The sequence below is a fragment of the Ruoffia tabacinasalis genome (genome assembly GCF_005864045.1).
GTDB lineage: Bacteria > Bacillota > Bacilli > Lactobacillales > Aerococcaceae > Ruoffia > Ruoffia tabacinasalis.
Genome location: NZ_VBSP01000046.1, coordinates 1 through 17,451, shown reverse-complemented (window position 1 = coordinate 17,451; position 17,451 = coordinate 1). Strand labels below are relative to the sequence as shown.

Annotated in this window: 16 protein-coding genes; 15 read left to right on the top strand and 1 reads right to left on the bottom strand. The window is 37.2% G+C overall.

The annotated features are described in order from the left end of the window. Positions 1–218: 218 nt before the first annotated feature. Complete coding sequence (locus FEZ33_RS10140; RefSeq protein WP_171031367.1) at positions 219–1,085, top strand: DegV family protein; 867 nt, start codon at positions 219–221, stop codon at positions 1,083–1,085. Between the two features lie 43 nt (positions 1,086–1,128). Here FEZ33_RS10140 and FEZ33_RS10135 read toward each other — a convergent pair whose 3' ends face one another. Further along, positions 1,129–1,782, bottom strand: a complete 654-nt coding sequence (locus tag FEZ33_RS10135) for a YigZ family protein (RefSeq protein ID WP_138405271.1) — start codon at positions 1,780–1,782, stop codon at positions 1,129–1,131. A 203-nt stretch (positions 1,783–1,985) separates the two neighbouring features. Here FEZ33_RS10135 and FEZ33_RS10130 point away from each other — a divergent pair, with 203 nt between their 5' ends. The 14 genes from FEZ33_RS10130 to ftsX all read left to right on the top strand — a co-directional run bounded on the left by FEZ33_RS10130 (position 1,986) and on the right by ftsX (position 17,230). Next, positions 1,986–2,852, top strand: coding sequence for a DegV family protein (locus FEZ33_RS10130; RefSeq protein ID WP_171031366.1), 867 nt, complete (start codon positions 1,986–1,988; stop codon positions 2,850–2,852). Between the two features lie 145 nt (positions 2,853–2,997). Further along, positions 2,998–4,077: an LLM class flavin-dependent oxidoreductase gene (locus FEZ33_RS10125; protein ID WP_138405269.1), complete on the top strand. Its 1,080-nt coding sequence runs from the start codon at positions 2,998–3,000 to the stop codon at positions 4,075–4,077. Positions 4,078–4,090: 13 nt separating this feature from the next. Beyond that, the gene (locus tag FEZ33_RS10120) at positions 4,091–5,167 is read left to right on the top strand and encodes an LLM class flavin-dependent oxidoreductase (RefSeq protein WP_138405268.1); all 1,077 of its coding nucleotides are present in this window, start codon (positions 4,091–4,093) and stop codon (positions 5,165–5,167) included. 14 nt (positions 5,168–5,181) lie between these two features. Continuing rightward, positions 5,182–5,751, top strand: coding sequence for an NADPH-dependent FMN reductase (locus FEZ33_RS10115; protein ID WP_171031365.1), 570 nt, complete (start codon positions 5,182–5,184; stop codon positions 5,749–5,751). Positions 5,752–6,288: 537 nt separating this feature from the next. Beyond that, positions 6,289–7,719: an ATP-dependent helicase ComFA gene (locus FEZ33_RS10110; RefSeq protein WP_500139218.1), complete on the top strand. Its 1,431-nt coding sequence runs from the start codon at positions 6,289–6,291 to the stop codon at positions 7,717–7,719. Continuing rightward, positions 7,700–8,479: a ComF family protein gene (locus FEZ33_RS10105; protein ID WP_138405266.1), complete on the top strand. Its 780-nt coding sequence runs from the start codon at positions 7,700–7,702 to the stop codon at positions 8,477–8,479. Before FEZ33_RS10110 ends, FEZ33_RS10105 begins: the two co-directional genes overlap by 20 nt. Positions 8,480–8,569: 90 nt before the next feature. Further along, complete coding sequence (locus tag FEZ33_RS10100) at positions 8,570–8,896, top strand: hypothetical protein (protein ID WP_500139221.1); 327 nt, start codon at positions 8,570–8,572, stop codon at positions 8,894–8,896. A gap of 13 nt (positions 8,897–8,909) precedes the next feature. Next, entirely contained in the window at positions 8,910–10,247 is a 1,338-nt protein-coding gene (locus FEZ33_RS10095; protein WP_138405264.1) for a TrkH family potassium uptake protein, read from the top strand. An 11-nt stretch (positions 10,248–10,258) separates the two neighbouring features. After that, a complete protein-coding gene (locus tag FEZ33_RS10090; RefSeq protein ID WP_138405263.1) occupies positions 10,259–10,918 on the top strand; it encodes a potassium channel family protein in 660 nt (219 codons plus the stop codon). A 224-nt stretch (positions 10,919–11,142) separates the two neighbouring features. Further along, positions 11,143–11,697: a ribosome hibernation-promoting factor, HPF/YfiA family gene (gene hpf / locus FEZ33_RS10085; protein WP_138405262.1), complete on the top strand. Its 555-nt coding sequence runs from the start codon at positions 11,143–11,145 to the stop codon at positions 11,695–11,697. Between the two features lie 272 nt (positions 11,698–11,969). Continuing rightward, positions 11,970–14,369, top strand: a complete 2,400-nt coding sequence (gene secA, locus FEZ33_RS10080; RefSeq protein ID WP_138405261.1) for a preprotein translocase subunit SecA — start codon at positions 11,970–11,972, stop codon at positions 14,367–14,369. Between the two features lie 112 nt (positions 14,370–14,481). Beyond that, a protein-coding gene (prfB, locus tag FEZ33_RS10075) for a peptide chain release factor 2 (protein ID WP_212746694.1) occupies positions 14,482–15,583 on the top strand; the annotation gives its coding sequence in 2 pieces (ribosomal slippage) (positions 14,482–14,553 and positions 14,555–15,583; 1,101 coding nt in all). An 83-nt stretch (positions 15,584–15,666) separates the two neighbouring features. Beyond that, positions 15,667–16,353, top strand: a complete 687-nt coding sequence (gene ftsE, locus FEZ33_RS10070; protein ID WP_138405259.1) for a cell division ATP-binding protein FtsE — start codon at positions 15,667–15,669, stop codon at positions 16,351–16,353. Beyond that, positions 16,340–17,230 (top strand): permease-like cell division protein FtsX, encoded by an 891-nt coding sequence (gene ftsX / locus FEZ33_RS10065; RefSeq protein WP_138405258.1) that lies wholly within the window; start codon positions 16,340–16,342, stop codon positions 17,228–17,230. The genes ftsE and ftsX overlap by 14 nt, the downstream gene beginning before the upstream one ends. Positions 17,231–17,451 lie beyond the last annotated feature (221 nt).

The following is a 17,451-nucleotide window of genomic DNA, read 5'->3' as shown; positions in this document are numbered from 1 at the left end:
GGCTTAGTTCCACTAAGCGAATTGGTAGAGTCTGCTTACGCAAGGTATTGAACCGCCGTGTACGGAACCGTACGCACGGTGGTGTGAGAGGTCGACTAGTCAAATAATGGCTAGTCTCCTACTCGATTTTTCGGCCATTTAATACATACATAGTTAATGTTTCTTTGTTACAATTCGTAATGATTAAAATACAACCAAGTCATTTGAAGGAGATAGATATGAAAACTGCGTATATAATAGATAGTTCATCGAGTATTAATGAAACTCTAGGAAACCGTTCTGATGTTTATGTGCAAAATCTTGAAGTCACTTGGGGAGACGCTGCATATACGGATACAACGGATTTATGTTTGATGAAAGAATTTTATCAACGCTTAGAATCAACGGAAGAGTTACCGAAGACTTCGCAACCTAGACAAGGGAAATTAAGTGAATCCTTTGAAGATATTGTTCAAAAAGGGTACGATTCAGTAATTATCATTACACTAGCGTCAGCAATTAGTGGGACATATAATACTTTCCGTATGATTAGTGAGCATTATCAAAAGTCTTTAGATATTCGAATAATTGATTCCAAGGGAACGTCATATGTTGAAGAGCGACTGTTAGAATATGCGATTGAATTAAATAAAGCTGGTTTTGATTTGGATACGATCGAAGAAAAATTAAACTGGTTCTCTGAACAAGCAAAGATTTATGTTGTCATTGAAGACTTGAATGCGATTGTTAAAGGTGGTCGATTAAGTTCGTTCGGTGCCTTTCTAGGAAGCACCTTAAAAATCCGTCCGATTTTACATTTTGATGATGAGGGGAAAGTCGAAGTGTTTGAAAAAGTTAGAACAACTAAAAAAGTTTATCAAAGGTACCTAACTCTAGTGGATGAAGCTGTGGCTAAATATCCAGATGGTATTGATTTGGCCTTAGCACATGGGGACTGTGAAGACAGTGCTTTAGAAGTGAAAGAGTTAATATTGGAAAAATATCCGGAGATGTCTTTTAGAGTAGGCTACTTAACCCCCGTTCTTGGAACGCATGGGGGTAAAAACTCATTAGGAATCGGAATTTTACCAAAGTTACCAAAATAAAAAAGACTAGCATTAAGTGAATTAATGCTAGTCTCTAATTGCTTTAGTCAGGTTGTGTAGATGTTACTGGAACATCAACGGTTTGTTCTCCGATTTCAGTCCATTCAATTTGCCCGTTGAATAGGTCGATTAATTCTTGATGGACCGGCTCAATGTCACCTAGATACAAAGCTAAGGTTAGAGACACTTTATCTGTATACTGAGTGTCAAGAACTGTAATAGGCGTACTCGTTTGTTCCAAGTAGTAGTTAAAGTTATCCACTTGATTATATTCTAATGTTAATTCAATCACCATTTGCGTTGCATTCGCAATCAATTTAGCGTGGTTTAGCGTTTCGCTGACCGACGTACTATAAGCGCGAATTAAGCCACCCGCACCCAGTTTTGTTCCTCCAAAGTATCTTACGGTCACGGCCATAATATAGGTTAGATTGTTTCGCTTTAAAACTTCTAACATCGGAACACCTGCGGTTCCACTCGGTTCACCATCATCACTCATACGTTGAATCGATGAATCTTCGTTTAAGATAAAGGCTTGGCAATGATGCGTCGCTTTATAATGTTTTTTGCGGATCGCAGCAAGTTGTTCATTGAATTCTTCTTCTGTTTGAATGGGAATTAGATACGTAATAAAGCGAGATTTCTTAATATCAATCTCATGAATAATCGGTTCTCTGATACTATAATAATTAACCAAAGTGATGCTCCTTGTCTATGTAATTGTCTTATGACTATATTATCATGCTTAAAGTACTAGCTCAAATAAGTAAAAAGAACATTGAAGCTTTAGTATAAGGAAAAATGGTAGTATCACTAGTTGACATAAACCTATGAATTCCATAATATAGTCTAATCGAGATGAATAAAATCATCTTAGAATCTTATAGAAAGGTGACCAGAATGAAACCAGCAATTATTACTGATAGTACAGCATATTTATCAGAAGAATTGAGACAACTTCCAAATGTTTATCAAGTAAACTTAAATGTTATTTTTGAAGATGGTTCGATTGCCCATGACACCAATGATCCAAAAGAGCAAGAAGCATTCTTCAAACAGTTAGAAACTCAATCCTCACTACCAACAACGTCACAACCGTCTGTTGGACATTATTATGACACAGTAGCTCAAATTATTGAAGATGGTTACGATACTATCTTTGCTATTCATCTATCTAGTGGGATTAGTGGTACATTCCAAAGCGGGAAAATGGTTTTAGATGAATATAAACACCTGATTGACAGCTACTGTATTGACTCTTTAGCAGCGTCTGTTGCGATGGAGGCCATCATCGAGAACATCATTACTTGGTGTCAAGAAGGTGTTGACGCTGAAGAGATTTATCGACGTGCCACTTGGCAAGCAACGCATTTGGATATATATTTAATGGTCGAGAACTTAGACAATTTAGCTAAAGGCGGTCGTTTAAGTACGACAAGTGCCGTCTTGGGAAATTTATTAAAAATACGTCCACTATTATACTTTAACGAAGAAGGTAAAATCGTATTATTTGAGAAATTACGTACAAACCGTAGAGTGTATCAAAGATGGCATGAACTTGTTCAAAAAGCATCCGAAGAATACCCTGATGGGATTGAAGTGCGATTTGCACATGCTTTAGACCAAGAAGAAGTTGAGATAATCGCTCAAGGCATGGAAGCAAAATTCCCAAATATAAACATACGTATAAATGGTTTAGGAACGGTTATTTCAACACACACTGGTAAAGGAGCAAAAGGGATGTTAATCCTCCCTCTAATAAATTAATTGCAATTATAATATATTAAATATTAACAAGCCGTTCTTGGCTTGTTTTTTTTAGCGAATTTTATCAAGAATGGTCAAAGATGGTTTATACTATAAGAGAAACGTAGTAAAATGAATATATAAATATGACGAAAGTGAGGATGACATGTCTAAATCGAGTTTGATTCACAGTCCTAATCCTAAGATTGATACATCGAATGGAATAGAATTTGGACTTTACTCATTAGGAGATCATTTACCAAATCCACATACTAAAAAGCGTATTTCAGCCAAGGAACGGATTCAAGAAATTATTGAATTAGCAAAGCTTGCTGAAGATGCTGGTTTCGATATTTTCCAATTAGGCGAGTCTCATCAGGAATATTTCGTATCACAATCACACTTACTTATTCTGACAGCAATTTCAAAAGCGACGAAAAATATCCGATTGTCATCGGCAGTTACAACGATTGGCGTATTAGACCCAGTACGAGTTTATGAAGATGCAGCGACCTTAGATTTAATATCGAATGGCCGAATGGAATTAATTGCAGGACGTGCATCAAGGTTTGGTTCCTTTGATTTATTAGGTTATAATAGTGTTGATTATAGGGAATTATTTGAAGAAAAATTTGAGTTATTATTGAAACTAAATGAAAGTGAAAGAGTCACTTGGGAAGGTGAGTTTAGAGCACCTTTAAATGATGCGTTAATATTGCCGCGTCCTTTAAAGAATCATCTACCTATTTGGCGAGGCTTAGGGAATACAATGACTTCAGCCATTCGTGCAGGTGAATTAGGCGTGCCTGTGTTTCAAGCGACATTAGCAGGAGCGGTCATGACCTATGCGAACCGCATTAATAATTTTAGAACCGCTGCCAAAGAAGCAGAGCATGATATTGATAATATTCCTGTCGGGACGGGTGGTTGGGTCTTTATTCGTGAAAGTACGAAAGAAGCCTACCGTCAAGTTTATCCGCATATCAATGAAGGTTTTAAATTAACGAATGGAGAGTCTTTTCCCAAACGTGCATTAGCTCAAGGACAAAGTATTAAAAGCGTTGTAACTATTGGAGAACCATCACTCATCATTGAGAAGATTTTGTACCAACACGAAGCGTTTAAACAACAGCGATTTAGTGCTGAAATTGACTTTGCTGGGATGGAGTTTGACGAAGTGAAAAAGACGCTCTACTTATTAGCTGATAAAGTTATGCCCACTGTAAAAAAATATACGAAGTCATAGAAAGGAAATTACTATGAAATCTCAAAAAAATACATTACCACAAATTGATACGTCAAACGGAATTGAATTTGGTCTTTACACATTAGGAGATATTGTGACCAATCCACATACAGGTGTTCGAATGTCTGAGAAAGAGCGTATTGACCAAATCATTGAGATGGCTTTACTTGCTGAACAAGCAGGAATGGATGTGTTCCAAGTAGGGGAATCACATCAAGAACATTTTGTGTCACAAGCACACATGATTATTCTATCTGCGATCGCTCAAGCAACCAAAGATATCAAACTAACTTCTGGTGCAACCATTATCAGTACATCTGATCCAGTCCGCGTTTATGAAGATGCGGCAACCATTGACTTAATTTCAGACGGAAGATTCGAAATAGTCGCAGGGCGTGCTTCTCGTGTCGGAATCTTTGATTTATTAGGTTACAAATTAGATGACTATGAAGCTTTATTTGAAGAAAAGCTAGATTTATTACTTAAAATTAACCGAAGCAAACGTGTCACATGGGAAGGGGAATTCCGTGCACCTCTAAATGATGCGCAAGTTCTTCCAAGACCGGATAATGAATCGGGTAGCTTGCCAATTTGGCGTGCGGTTGGTGGTTCTTTAAATTCTGCTAGAAACGCTGCGATTGCAGGTATTCCGCTTTACTTAGCTTACTTAGGTGGCCCTGCTGAAGCCTTTAGACACTTAACGGATGCTTACCGTGAAACTGCGGTTCACGAAGGTTATGACGTAAACACTTTGCCAGTCGCAACAGCGAGTTATTTATATGTTCGTGAAGACGCTCAAAAAGCATTCCAAGAGTATTACCCACATGTAAACTCAGGAATGGTTCACTCGAATGGACAGTCATTCCCTAAACAGCAGTTTGCTCAAGGACTAGATTCAAGAAGCATCATTAATGTTGGAGATCCAAGTTTAGTTATTGAAAAGTTACTATATCAACACGAAGTCTTTGGAATGGATCGCTATGTTGGGCAAATCGATTTAGGTGGTGTTTCAACCGATGACATCAAACGTACGATTGATTTATTAGCAACAAAAGTCATTCCAGAAGTTAAAAAACATACTAAGAAATAGCTAGGAGTAATCGATTGAAAATTTTAATATTATCCGCTTCAACCGGTGGAACTAAAACTAAGAGAATAACGACGACTTTTTATAATTTGATGAAAGAGTCCTACAAAACTGAACATGATATTCGCTATTTAAATATTCAAGATAAGAAAATTCAATTCAGTGATGGACGCAATTATTTAGATTATTCGGGTGATACATTAGAAGTAGCGTCAGCAATTATGGAAAGTGATGTCATTATGTTTGGCGCACCAATCTTCCAAGCATCGATTCCAGCTGCTTTAAAAAATCTGTTTGATTTATTACCCGTTCGAGCCTTTGACCGAAAAGTGATCGGACTAATTATTACTGGAGGATCACTACGCCATTACTTAGTTCCAGAAACTCAAATTAAACCAATTATCCATTATATGCATGGAGTTATTATTCCAAAATATGTTTATGCTATTGACACGGACTTTAATACGGATGGCACAGTCAATGATGAAATCGAATTGAGATTACAAACTTTACTGGATGATACGATTTCAATCTCAGAAACTTACAAGGAAGTTTGGAATAAACAAGACGACATGTTTGGTTTTTAGAGGACGCGACTATGGAAATCGAATTTATTCACAATTCTGTCTGCTCGTATTGTTATATCCAATCCAGACGTTTGCAAGAGATTTTAAAGAAATTTCCAGAAGCGACAGTAAAACAACGGTCATTTCCTTTGAACCTGCACAGTGAAGAACTGCGATTTTAACCGCGAAGATCTTTTGACATCAATTATATTCCTGCCTTAGTGATGAATGGAGAAATAGTTATCAAAGGAGCCCTTCGCCCACAACTGGTTCAAGAAAAACTTAATAGTATTCGTCTATCATAAGCAATGACCGTTTTTCAGTGAAAACTGAGGAACGGTTTTTTTGTTGTCTGGAATCACAGTACGGCGTCTTAGGCCAAATGAGATTGTGGTTTGTCTTTAATTACTTCAACTCAAGTCAAATGGGAATGCGGATCGTCTTTAGTGTCATCAAAAGCAAATTTTTATAAAAACTTAATAATGGAAACACCTTAAAAATACGTATTTATATATAGAACGGTAAGCGTTCAAAAAATACGAAAGGCTGGAAGAAATAGTGATTCCAATCCAACAAGAAGATTACCTAAAAAATCTGCGGGGACGACTTTTGACTAGTGCAGAAGTAGAACTGCAATTAAGTGACTTAGATGAAACACCACAACTCAATGAAGTATTAGACCAAATGGAGCAACAACCAGCAATTGAAATAACTCAAGATGGTTATTGCTGTCGGCGTTGTCGTAATCAACAATCTAAATTATTCACCGCCTTACCCACTCAAGCCGTCTTCAATTTAACAGATGAGCGCGTGTATTGTTTAAATTGTCTACAGATGGGGCGAGTTCTTCAAGGCGATTCGCTTTATTACTTACAAGACCAACAAAGTTATCTAACAACACCAACACAGAGTAAACTCACTTGGCAGGGAACTTTATCACCTGAACAAGCACGCGCTTCAAAAGATTTAATTGAAAGTCTAGAGGACAGTGACCGGACCCATATGGTGCATGCGGTGACAGGAGCAGGCAAGACAGAGATGATTTTTCCAGTGATTGATCACATTATACGACGCAACGGTCGAGTCTGTGTAGCGTCGCCTCGTATCGATGTTTGTATGGAATTGAAACCCCGACTTCAAGCAGCTTTTGAAAGTGTCGATGTCACTCTCCTTTATGGTGGAAGTGAGGAAGGGTATCGTTATTCTCCGATGGTAGTGTCTACGACTCACCAGTTATTAAGATTTCAAGACGCTTTTGATTTATTAATTGTTGATGAAGTCGATGCTTTTCCCTACGTCAATGATGTCAGTTTACATTTTGCGACGCAAAGAGCAGTGAGAAAGCTCAATGGGAAGTTGGTTTATTTAACTGCAACGCCTGATCAACATTTAACGCAAGAAGTAGCTAATAAAAATATGACATCCACCATTCTTCCCGCAAGGTATCACCGGAATCCGCTTCCCGAGCCGCAATTTTTTTGGATAGGTGATTGGCGCCAACAAATTGAAAAACGCAGAAAAAGACGACTGTACTCATTGCTCAATTGGTTTCTAAATCTAGAGGGAGTGAAATTAGTCTTTATGCCAAATATTCGCTTGGCGGAGAATCTGTTTGCATGGTTGAGTAAAGCTTGGCCAGAATTGAAGATTGCGGTAGTTCATGCAAAAGATTCCCAGAGAAAAGAGAAAGTGCAAGCATTGCGTGATGGTAATTATGACGCGCTGATATCAACGACCATCCTTGAAAGAGGAGTTACTTTCACCAATTGTCATGTATGTATTGTGGGATCAGAGAGTCAACTATATTCAACATCAGCTTTAGTTCAAATGAGCGGGCGTGTCGGTCGTAAACCTAATTTTCCCACCGGAGAATTAATTTATGCCCATGGAGGTAAGAATCTTGCAATGCTAGAAGCACGTAAGCAAATTAAGGAAATGAATCAATTGGCTAATGAAAGGGGATTAATCGATGACTATAGCTCAAAGTGATATCTGCATAATTTGTAGTGAACACCTCAATCATTACTTATCTATTAAGCAATTATTTACTTTTAAACCATTAGCGTTTCCAATTCTTTGTCGAACATGTCAAAGTAAATTTAATTTACTAATCCCGCATACTGATGACTGCAAAGGTTGTGGGCGGCCTTTAGAGGTTAGCTCTAAAAATGTTTTTTTAAAACCTATAGTCATATCTCAGCAGGCGTATTGTTTCGATTGTGCGAATTGGCATAAAAATACACCGAGTCAACTAATCAGTCACCAAGCCTTATTTGACTATAATGAAGCGATGCAAGAGTGGATTGTAAATTACAAATACCATGGTGACGTTCGTATGGCTGCCATTCTATCCCCATATTTAAAAGAGGTTTATGAAAAATACAAGGAGTACCAATGGGTAGTATTACCAAGTTCCCCGAAAAGTTTAAAAATCCGACAATTCCACCCTACTGCTTATTTACTTGATGTAGCAGACATACCCTATCAAGTTCCTTTTGACTATATCGGTGACGGCGTAAAGCAAGCAAAAAAATCAAAAAAAGAAAGATTAAATCTAAATAACACCTTTAAAATTAAAGAAGAGGCACTAGACTTGTCAAAAGAAAACTGGTTAATTTTTGATGATATTTATACGACTGGAGCCACGCTTATTCATGCTAAAAAAATCTTGTATCAATTTTATGAAGAACGTGATAGAATAATCCGGTTAATAAGCGTTAGTGTTGCTAGAGACCAATTGAGCGAGTAATAACAAGGCTTTTAATTGTGTTTTAAATAAGGGTGTGCTAGCATAAGATCATTATAAAAAGAAGATGGTGAATACAGATTGAATAAGCGAATGCTTGTTGCTTTTGTTATAATAAGCACGGCAATTTTATGCATGTTTGAATGGTCATATGGCTTAGGTTGGTTATATGGTTGGTTCTTTATTTTCATACGAAGAACATTCATGTATAAGTATTTAAATTATGTATCTGATAAAAAATCATTCAATATGGGACTGTACATTCTTTATACTGTCCTATCATTTGCTATTGTTATTGGAACAATCTACTTAGCGATTCAAATGAAAGAATGGATTCACCCGGTTTCAGTCTTTGTAGCCTATATCATTGACTACATGTTTTGGATGATCAAAAGTATGAGTCAAAGCAAAAAGGAGTAAGTTGTAAGAAAAAATGAAAAATCGAATCATAGATAAATTAACCATCCCGCAAATTGTTGTATGTATATATTTGTCACTAATTTTAAGTGGTGCATTTCTACTCATGTTACCAGTGTCTTCACAAGCAGGCACTTGGACGAATTTTGTAGATGCGATATTTACAGCAACATCTGCTATTTGTGTGACTGGTCAAGTCACTTTGAATACAGCAGAACATTGGAGTGCCTTTGGCCAAACCATTATTATTACCTTAATTCAAATTGGTGGGCTTGGATTCTTAACGATTTGGATGCTGTTTTTCACTATACGCGGTGCAAAGGTTAATCTTAAACAACGGAATCTAGTCTTAGAAACACTAAATTTATCTTCAAGTTACGGGATGCAAGATATTGTAAAAAACATTGTGAAAGTGTCTTTATCCATTCAAGCACTGGGAGCCTTAGCGCTAAGTCTTGTTTTAATTCCAAGACTCGGTTTAAGTACCGGATTCTTTTATTCAATCTTTCATAGTATTTCAGCCTTTAATAATGCTGGTTTTGATTTATTTGGAGATAGTTTAATTGGCTTTCAGGATAATTCTTATATACTTTTAACGATCGCAAGTTTAGTGTTTTCTGGTGGTTTAGGTTTTATTGTTTGGATGGACATTATCTCTTTTCCGAAAAATAAAAAACTAACTCGTTATTCAAAATTCACCCTTATCTTGACGGGGATTATTCTGACAATCAGTATAATATTTATTGGTTTATCAGAATGGCGCTATGGGACATTCAATCACCTTTCTCTTGGCGATCAATTAGCCAACATTATCTTCATGGCGGTGACACCAAGAACAGCAGGGTATGCGAATGTCGATTATATGGACGTTTCTCATGCTGGCTTATTTATGACCTTCATATTAATGTTTATCGGTGGATCATCTGGCTCAACGGCTGGGGGAGTGAAAGTGTCAACAATCGGGCTCGTTGTTATGTTTATGTACCGAATGTTTAAAGGGGAAGAAATTAATGTCTTCTCAAGACATATCTCTTATGACAATGTTAAACGCGCATTCTTCATTATCTTTGTGGGTATTATTATGATTATTTCGAGTTCGATGATTCTCTTTATTACTGAAGAGATCCCTCACGGTTTTGGAATGGAGTACATTCTAATGGAAGTCATGTCGTGTTTTGGAACGGTTGGCTTATCACTTGGTTTGACACCTGATTTAACAGTTATAGGCAAAGTTGTCTTGATGTTATTAATGTTTGTTGGACGTGTCGGGTTAATGACATTCTTTTGGTCATTAGGTGGGCCAAAGAAAGAATCTAAAGTGCATTATCCAGAAATGAATATTATGGTAGGATAAAAGGAGAAATTATGAGAAGAAAAACAATTGCCGTGTTAGGCTTAGGTTTATTTGGAACATCACTAGCACGTACGTTAACTAAAGAAAATGTGGATGTTATCGGGATGGACAAAAATATGGATCATGTTGAAGAGATTATTGATGAAGTCGCTCAATGCCTTCAAGGTGATTTTACAAAGATTGATCAACTGAAAGATGCCGGTGTTGGTGACTGTGATATCGCAGTTGTTGCAACATCACAAAGATTAGAAGACACTATCCTAGCTATTCTCCATCTACAAAAATTAGGCATCGAAAAAATTATCGTCAAATCTAAAAATGCGGATTATCGAGATGTCTTACTAAAAGTTGGTGCGGACGGTGTCATATTACCAGAAGTAGAGATGGGTGTTCGAATTGCACGTGAATTAAGTAACCCAACGGTCCATGAATTAATTGAACTTGATAACCGTAACAATATCAGTATTTTCCCAGTAAAAGACAAGTGGATTGGTAAGAAAATAAACCAAATGAATTTCCGTGAAAAATACGGTACGAATATTATCGCCATTCGCAAAGAAAATACGGAGCAGTTTCACGTGGAGTTCACTGGGGATTATATCATTCAAGAAAATGATGAATTTCTTGGGATTTCGACCGGTGATACTTTAAGACAACAGTTTCGTAATTAATATGAAATCTAGAGAGTGTTTACGTTTTCAATATAATGGATCTATGATATAATAAATAAAAGTGGTAGATAACTACTTTTTTCCTAATCACTATTTATTCTTTAGAATCAAATGTTAAGTGAGAGGTAAAGTTGAGTAAATAATTGAGACTTGCATTTATTCCATATTAACTTTGAGTTTAATTAATTCATAGTATTAGAAAATATTGGAAAAGAGGGATTAGTATGTTTGACTATAATGTACGTGGAGAAAATATCGAGGTTACACAAGCGATTCGTGATTATGCAGAGAAAAAAGTTCAAAAATTAGAACGTTTCTTTACAGACGTTCCAGACGCAACTGCTTATGTAAATTTAAAAGTATACTCTGATAAAACAGCGAAAGCCGAAGTAACAATTCCATTATCATTCTTAGTTCTTCGTGCAGAAGAAACAAGTGAAGATTTATATAAAAGTATTGACTTTGTCGTTGATAAATTAGAACGACAAGTAAGAAAATACAAAACAAAAATTAACCGTAAGTCAAGAGAGCGTGGTTTCGAAGGGCTAAACCCAGATACGTCTGCGCCAGAGGAGCCAGTTTCTGAAGATCCAGAATTAGAAATCGTTCGTTCTAAACGGGTAGATTTAAAACCGATGGATAGCGAAGAAGCCGTTCTACAAATGAACATGTTAGGACATGACTTCTTTATCTATACAGATGCTGAAACAATGGATATTTCAATTGTTTACCGTCGTAAAGATGGTCGTTATGGCTTACTAGAAACGTCATCACTCTAATGACATCATTATAAAGATATTAAAAGGCAAGGGACAATGTATCCTTTGCCTTTTTTGCTGATAATTTTAAGAAATGACAAAGAATTAAAATTTACTTTAAAGACAATGAGAAAAACCCCTGAAATTATTGATGAGAGTGCTTACGAATGCTATTTGATATTTTCATTTTTCAATATTCATGTTAGAATAGGGAAGTGTGTTTAACTATTGGCCGGTTCAGACTGAATCAAGGTCTTACATGACATAGATAATGAATAAAAGGAGCAGTATTGATGGCTAATTTTCTTAAAAATTTAATTGAAAATGATAAAGGCGAATTACGCAGAACAAGTAAAATCGCTGACGAAGTTATGGCTATGGAGCCTACTTACCGTGAAATGACTGATGAACAACTCCGTAACATGACTACTGAATTTAAAAACCGTCTCGCTAGTAAAGAGACATTAGAGGACATTTTACCTGAAGCATTCGCTGTTGTAAGAGAAGCGGCTCGCCGTGTTCTTGGATTATTCCCATATAAAGTTCAAATCCAAGGTGGAATTATTCTCCATGAAGGTAATATTGCTGAAATGAAGACTGGTGAAGGTAAGACGTTAACAGAAACAATGCCAGTTTACTTAAATGCGTTAGCTGGTAAAGGTGTTCACGTTGTAACAGTGAACGATTACTTAGCAACTCGTGACTCGAAAGAAATGGGAGAAGTGTACCGCTTCTTAGGTCTAACAGTTGGCTTGAACTTAAACTCAATGAACCCAAGTGAAAAACGTGAAGCTTATAACTCAGATGTTACTTATAGTACAAATAACGAACTAGGCTTTGACTACTTACGTGATAATATGGTTGTTTACAAACACCAAATGGTTCAAAGACCACTTTATTACGCGATTGTCGATGAGGTTGACTCAATCTTAATTGATGAGGCAAGAACACCTTTAATTATCTCTGGGCAAGCTGGTAAATCAACAGCTTTATATACGCGTGCCGATTACTTTGTTAAAGGGTTAAAAGAAGATGAAGATTATACAATTGATCTAACATCAAAATCAATCAACTTAACAGACGGCGGAGTGGATAAAGCAGAGAAAGTATTCCGTTTAGAAAACTTATATAATGTAGATAATACTGCACTTGTTCACCATATTGACCAAGCCTTACGTGCGAACTACATTATGTTAGTCGATATTGACTATGTAGTTGACGAAGGAAAAGTAAAAATCGTTGACGGCTTTACAGGACGTATCATGGAAGGACGTCGTTACTCAGATGGACTACACCAAGCGATTGAAGCAAAAGAAGGCGTAGACATTGAAGATGAGTCTAAGACTATGGCGACAGTAACGTTCCAAAACTACTTCCGTATGTACAACAAATTAGCTGGGATGACTGGTACAGCTAAGACGGAAGAAGATGAGTTCCGTGAAATTTATGCGATGAATGTTATTCAAATCCCAACAAACCGGCCAGTGATCCGTGATGACGCAGCGGATTTACTATTCCCGAATTTACGTTCAAAATTTAACGCTGTAGCAGATGAAATTATTCGCCGTCACGAAAAAGGCCAACCAATTCTAGTTGGTACGGTTGCGGTAGAAACATCTGAATACTTATCACAACTTTTAACTAGAAAAGGTGTACCGCATGAAGTATTAAATGCGAAAAACCACTTTAAAGAAGCAGAAATTATTATGCAAGCTGGTCAACGTGGTGCAGTTACAATTGCAACGAACATGGCTGGTCGTGGTACCGATATTAAACTAGGTAGCGGAGTGAAGGAGTTAGGTGGTTTATGTGTAATCGGTACAGAACGTCATGAGTCACGTCGTATCGATGATCAATTACGTGGTCGTTCGGGTCGTCAAGGTGACCCAGGTGCATCACAATTCTACTTATCATTAGAAGATGATTTAATGCGTCGTTTCGGTTCAGACCGTATTAAAGGACTCTGGGAGAAACTAAACGAAGACGAAGATGAGAACGATGTAGCAATTCAAAGCCGCATGTTAACTCGTCAAGTTGAATCAGCTCAAAAACGTGTAGAAGGTAATAACTATGATACACGTAAAAATGTTCTTGAATATGACGAAGTTATGCGTGAACAACGTGAAGTTATCTATGGACAACGTCACGAAGTGATTGATGCAGGTGAACCATTAACAGATTATGTCAAAGCAATGATCAAACGTACCATAGAACGCCAAGTTGCTTATGCAACCGAAGGTGAGAAAAAAGATTGGAAATTAGAATCTTTATTAGACTTCGCACATTCAGCGATTGTAAATCCAGAAACTTTAGAGTTATCAGACTTACAAGGTAAAAATAAAAAAGAATTAGTAAACTTCTTATATGAAAAAGCTGAAGAAGTATATAGTGAAAAAATCTCTCAACTTAATGGACCAGAACAAATTGCTGAGTTTGAGAAAGTAATTATCTTACGTGTTGTTGACTCTAAATGGACAGATCATATTGATATGATGGATCATTTACGTCAAGGTGTAGGACTAAGAGCTTATGCTCAAACAAATCCATTAACTGAATACCAAACAGAAGGATTTGACCGCTTTGAAGAAATGGTTGCCGCGATTGAATATGATGTCACTCGCTTTATTATGAAAGCTCAAGTAAGGCAAAATGTTGAACGTGAGCAAGTGAATAAACCAGGTGGAACAAACTAATTTTTGAATAAGTTAGCCGGCAGGGGAATTATCACTGCCGGTTTTTCTTTTACGAAAGATTATTATGGTGCTATACTACAAAGGAATTTAATTAGATGGAGTGAATAGAACGATGGAACTTTATGAAATGACACAATTTGTCGAAATTGCTCAAGAAAAGATGGATAGCTTTAGGGGGTCTCTTTGACTTAGACGCATTAGAAGCGGATATTGCAGATTATGAATATCAAATGAGTCAACCAGATTTTTGGGATGATAATGAGGTAGCTCAAGAAGTCATCCAAGAGTTAAACAGTAGTAAAGAAACATACCAAACCATTAGCTCACTTGAAGACCAAGTTGAAGAGTTGACGATGGCACTTGAATTATATAATGAAACGAAAGATGAAGAGATGTATCAAGAAGCTGGGGAATTAACTGAAGCTCTTTCTAAAGCCATAGATAGTTATGAAATAATGCTACTACTCTCTGGTGAATATGATAAAAATGACGCTATTCTTGAAATTCATCCCGGTGCTGGAGGAACTGAGTCCCAGGATTGGGGAAGTATGCTCCTTCGTATGTACCAAAGATATGCAGATCATAAAGGTTTCAGCGTTGAAGTCTTAGATTATCAAGCTGGAGACGAAGCGGGTATAAAAAGTGTCGTCTTAGAGATTAAAGGACATAATGCTTATGGCTTACTTAAATCAGAAAAAGGAGTCCACCGTTTAGTTCGTATCTCGCCTTTTGATTCAAATGCACGTCGTCATACTTCTTTTGCTTCTATAGAGGTAACGCCTTTGATTGACCAATCAGTTGAAATAAATATCAATCCAGATGATATTCGAATTGATACATATCGTGCAAGTGGTGCCGGTGGACAACATGTTAACAAGACGGATTCTGCTGTACGTATTACTCATATTCCAACTGGAGTGGTGACTCAAAGTCAGGCTCAAAGATCACAACTTCAAAACCGTGAACAAGCGATGAAACTATTAAAGTCGAAACTGCACCAACTTGAAGTTGAACAAAAAGCAAAAGAACTAGCTGAAATTAAAGGGGATCAAAAAGAGATTGGCTGGGGCTCACAAATTAGATCATACGTCTTCCATCCCTACTCAATGGTTAAAGACCACCGTACAAATTATGAAGTTGGAAATACCGATAAAGTCATGGACGGGGATTTAGATGATTTTATTGATGCCTATCTAAAATGGTCCATTGAATAATCTAATAGTTAGCAGTTTGTTATCACTGTGATACATATTTCATATACAATGGGACAGAATATTTTGAAAGTGAGGATAAGGACATGATTCAATTAACAAACGTATCGAAACGATATGAGAATGGTGTTGTTGCATTGAACGACATTAATCTACGAATCGAACAAGGCGAGTTTGCCTACCTCGTTGGACCGAGTGGGTCCGGTAAATCGACATTAATGAAAATTCTTTACCGTGAAGAAATACAAACGCAAGGAAAAGTCGTCGTAGGAAAATATCACTTAAATAGATTAAAACCAAAAGATGTCCCTATGTTAAGAAGACAAGTCGGGGTCATCTTCCAAGACTTTAAACTCCTTCCATCCCTAACGGCGTATGAAAATGTCGCCTATGCGATGGAAGTAACAGGGAAAAGTCGTAAAGAAATTAAAAAGCGAGTTAAAGAAGCTATAGAACTCGTTGGGTTAAGAACAAAAGTAAACCAATATCCAAAAGAGTTATCAGGTGGGGAGCAACAGCGAGTATCGATTGCACGTGCGATTGTTAATCACCCACGTATTCTCGTTGCCGATGAGCCAACCGGAAACTTGGACCCTGAGAATGCAATTGAGATATTTAGATTACTCGAACGCATTAACCAGAATGGAACCACTGTTCTCATGGGAACACATAATGACCATTTGGTTAATGAATTTAAGCACCGTTTAATTCGTTTAGAAAAAGGCAATCTCGTTCGTGATGAGTATGAGGGGGAATATAATGAAAAGCATTAGAAATTTCTTCAGACAACTCCGTAATGGTTTCCGTAATTTATTTCGTAATGGTTGGATGACTGCTGCCTCTATCTTAACAATGACAGTCACACTCTTAATGGTGGGTGGATTAATTATGCTCTTGAGTAACGTTGATAATATAACTCAAGATATCGAAGAAGGCGTTCAAATTCGAGCTCACATCGACTTAGCTGCTGATGAACAAGATGAAGCGGACTTACGCCAAGCCATCGAAGAGATAGAGTATGTGTCTGATATAACGTATCGAACAAGAGAAGAAGAACTAGAGGACTTAATTGACCGGGTCGGGGAAGAGTTTGCTCTATTTAGTGATGATGCGAACCCATTATTTAATGTGTTTATTGTATCTGTTGAAGATACAGAATATTTAGACGCTGTCACAGAGCAAATTAGTGAATTACCTTACGCCGTGGATGTCACTTATGGTGAAATTGATACGCAAAACTTATTGAGCACCCTTGAAATTGTCAGAGTTGTGTTTGCATTAATTGCAGCCGTTCTCGTTGTAATTGCAGTAGCGCTAATATCGAATACAATCAAGTTAACCATCTACGCACGGCAAACTGAAATTGAAATTATGCGCTTAGTTGGGGCACAAAACAGCTATATCCGCGCACCATTTGCTTATGAAGGAGCCTTTATAGGTTTAATTAGTTCGATCTTTGCCAGTGTCTTACTTTACGGAGCTTATGAAGGGATGCAAAGTGCCACCGTTGAGATTACAGGAGTAGAAGTCATTGCCTTTACACCAACCACACCATTTATTTATTATGTTGCGGGCGGTTTAGTCATTATAGGAATTTTATTAGGTGTTATCGGAGCAAGGCGGTCGATTAAACGATTTTTAAAATTTTAAATAGCCATATGAAAACTCAAAGATTATGGTTCATGAATTTTTGATGTTGGTGGACCGAGGAGCCAGGTGACGCAGTCACCTTGGCTCTTTTTTTATGTGCGCCCGGCATGGGCGATAACTTGGTGGTGAAAGTCCACTACAGACTTGGCAGTAGGAACTGTTAGCTAAAGGCAAGGGTGTCCACCGTGAGGTGGAATCTGAAGGAAGCCGGAGGCAAACAC

Bases quoted from the DNA above. Each gene is read 5' to 3' on its own strand.
- ftsE (WP_138405259.1), top strand. From the start codon at position 15,667: ATGATTCAATTAACAAACGTATCGAAACGATATGAGAATGGTGTTGTT.
- FEZ33_RS10100 (WP_500139221.1), top strand. From the start codon at position 8,570: ATGCTTGTTGCTTTTGTTATAATAAGCACGGCAATTTTATGCATGTTT.
- hpf (WP_138405262.1), top strand. From the start codon at position 11,143: ATGTTTGACTATAATGTACGTGGAGAAAATATCGAGGTTACACAAGCG.
- ftsX (WP_138405258.1), top strand. From the start codon at position 16,340: ATGAAAAGCATTAGAAATTTCTTCAGACAACTCCGTAATGGTTTCCGT.
- FEZ33_RS10095 (WP_138405264.1), top strand. From the start codon at position 8,910: ATGAAAAATCGAATCATAGATAAATTAACCATCCCGCAAATTGTTGTA.
- FEZ33_RS10105 (WP_138405266.1), top strand. From the start codon at position 7,700: ATGACTATAGCTCAAAGTGATATCTGCATAATTTGTAGTGAACACCTC.
- FEZ33_RS10130 (WP_171031366.1), top strand. From the start codon at position 1,986: ATGAAACCAGCAATTATTACTGATAGTACAGCATATTTATCAGAAGAA.
- secA (WP_138405261.1), top strand. From the start codon at position 11,970: ATGGCTAATTTTCTTAAAAATTTAATTGAAAATGATAAAGGCGAATTA.
- FEZ33_RS10140 (WP_171031367.1), top strand. From the start codon at position 219: ATGAAAACTGCGTATATAATAGATAGTTCATCGAGTATTAATGAAACT.
- FEZ33_RS10090 (WP_138405263.1), top strand. From the start codon at position 10,259: ATGAGAAGAAAAACAATTGCCGTGTTAGGCTTAGGTTTATTTGGAACA.
- FEZ33_RS10125 (WP_138405269.1), top strand. From the start codon at position 2,998: ATGTCTAAATCGAGTTTGATTCACAGTCCTAATCCTAAGATTGATACA.
- FEZ33_RS10120 (WP_138405268.1), top strand. From the start codon at position 4,091: ATGAAATCTCAAAAAAATACATTACCACAAATTGATACGTCAAACGGA.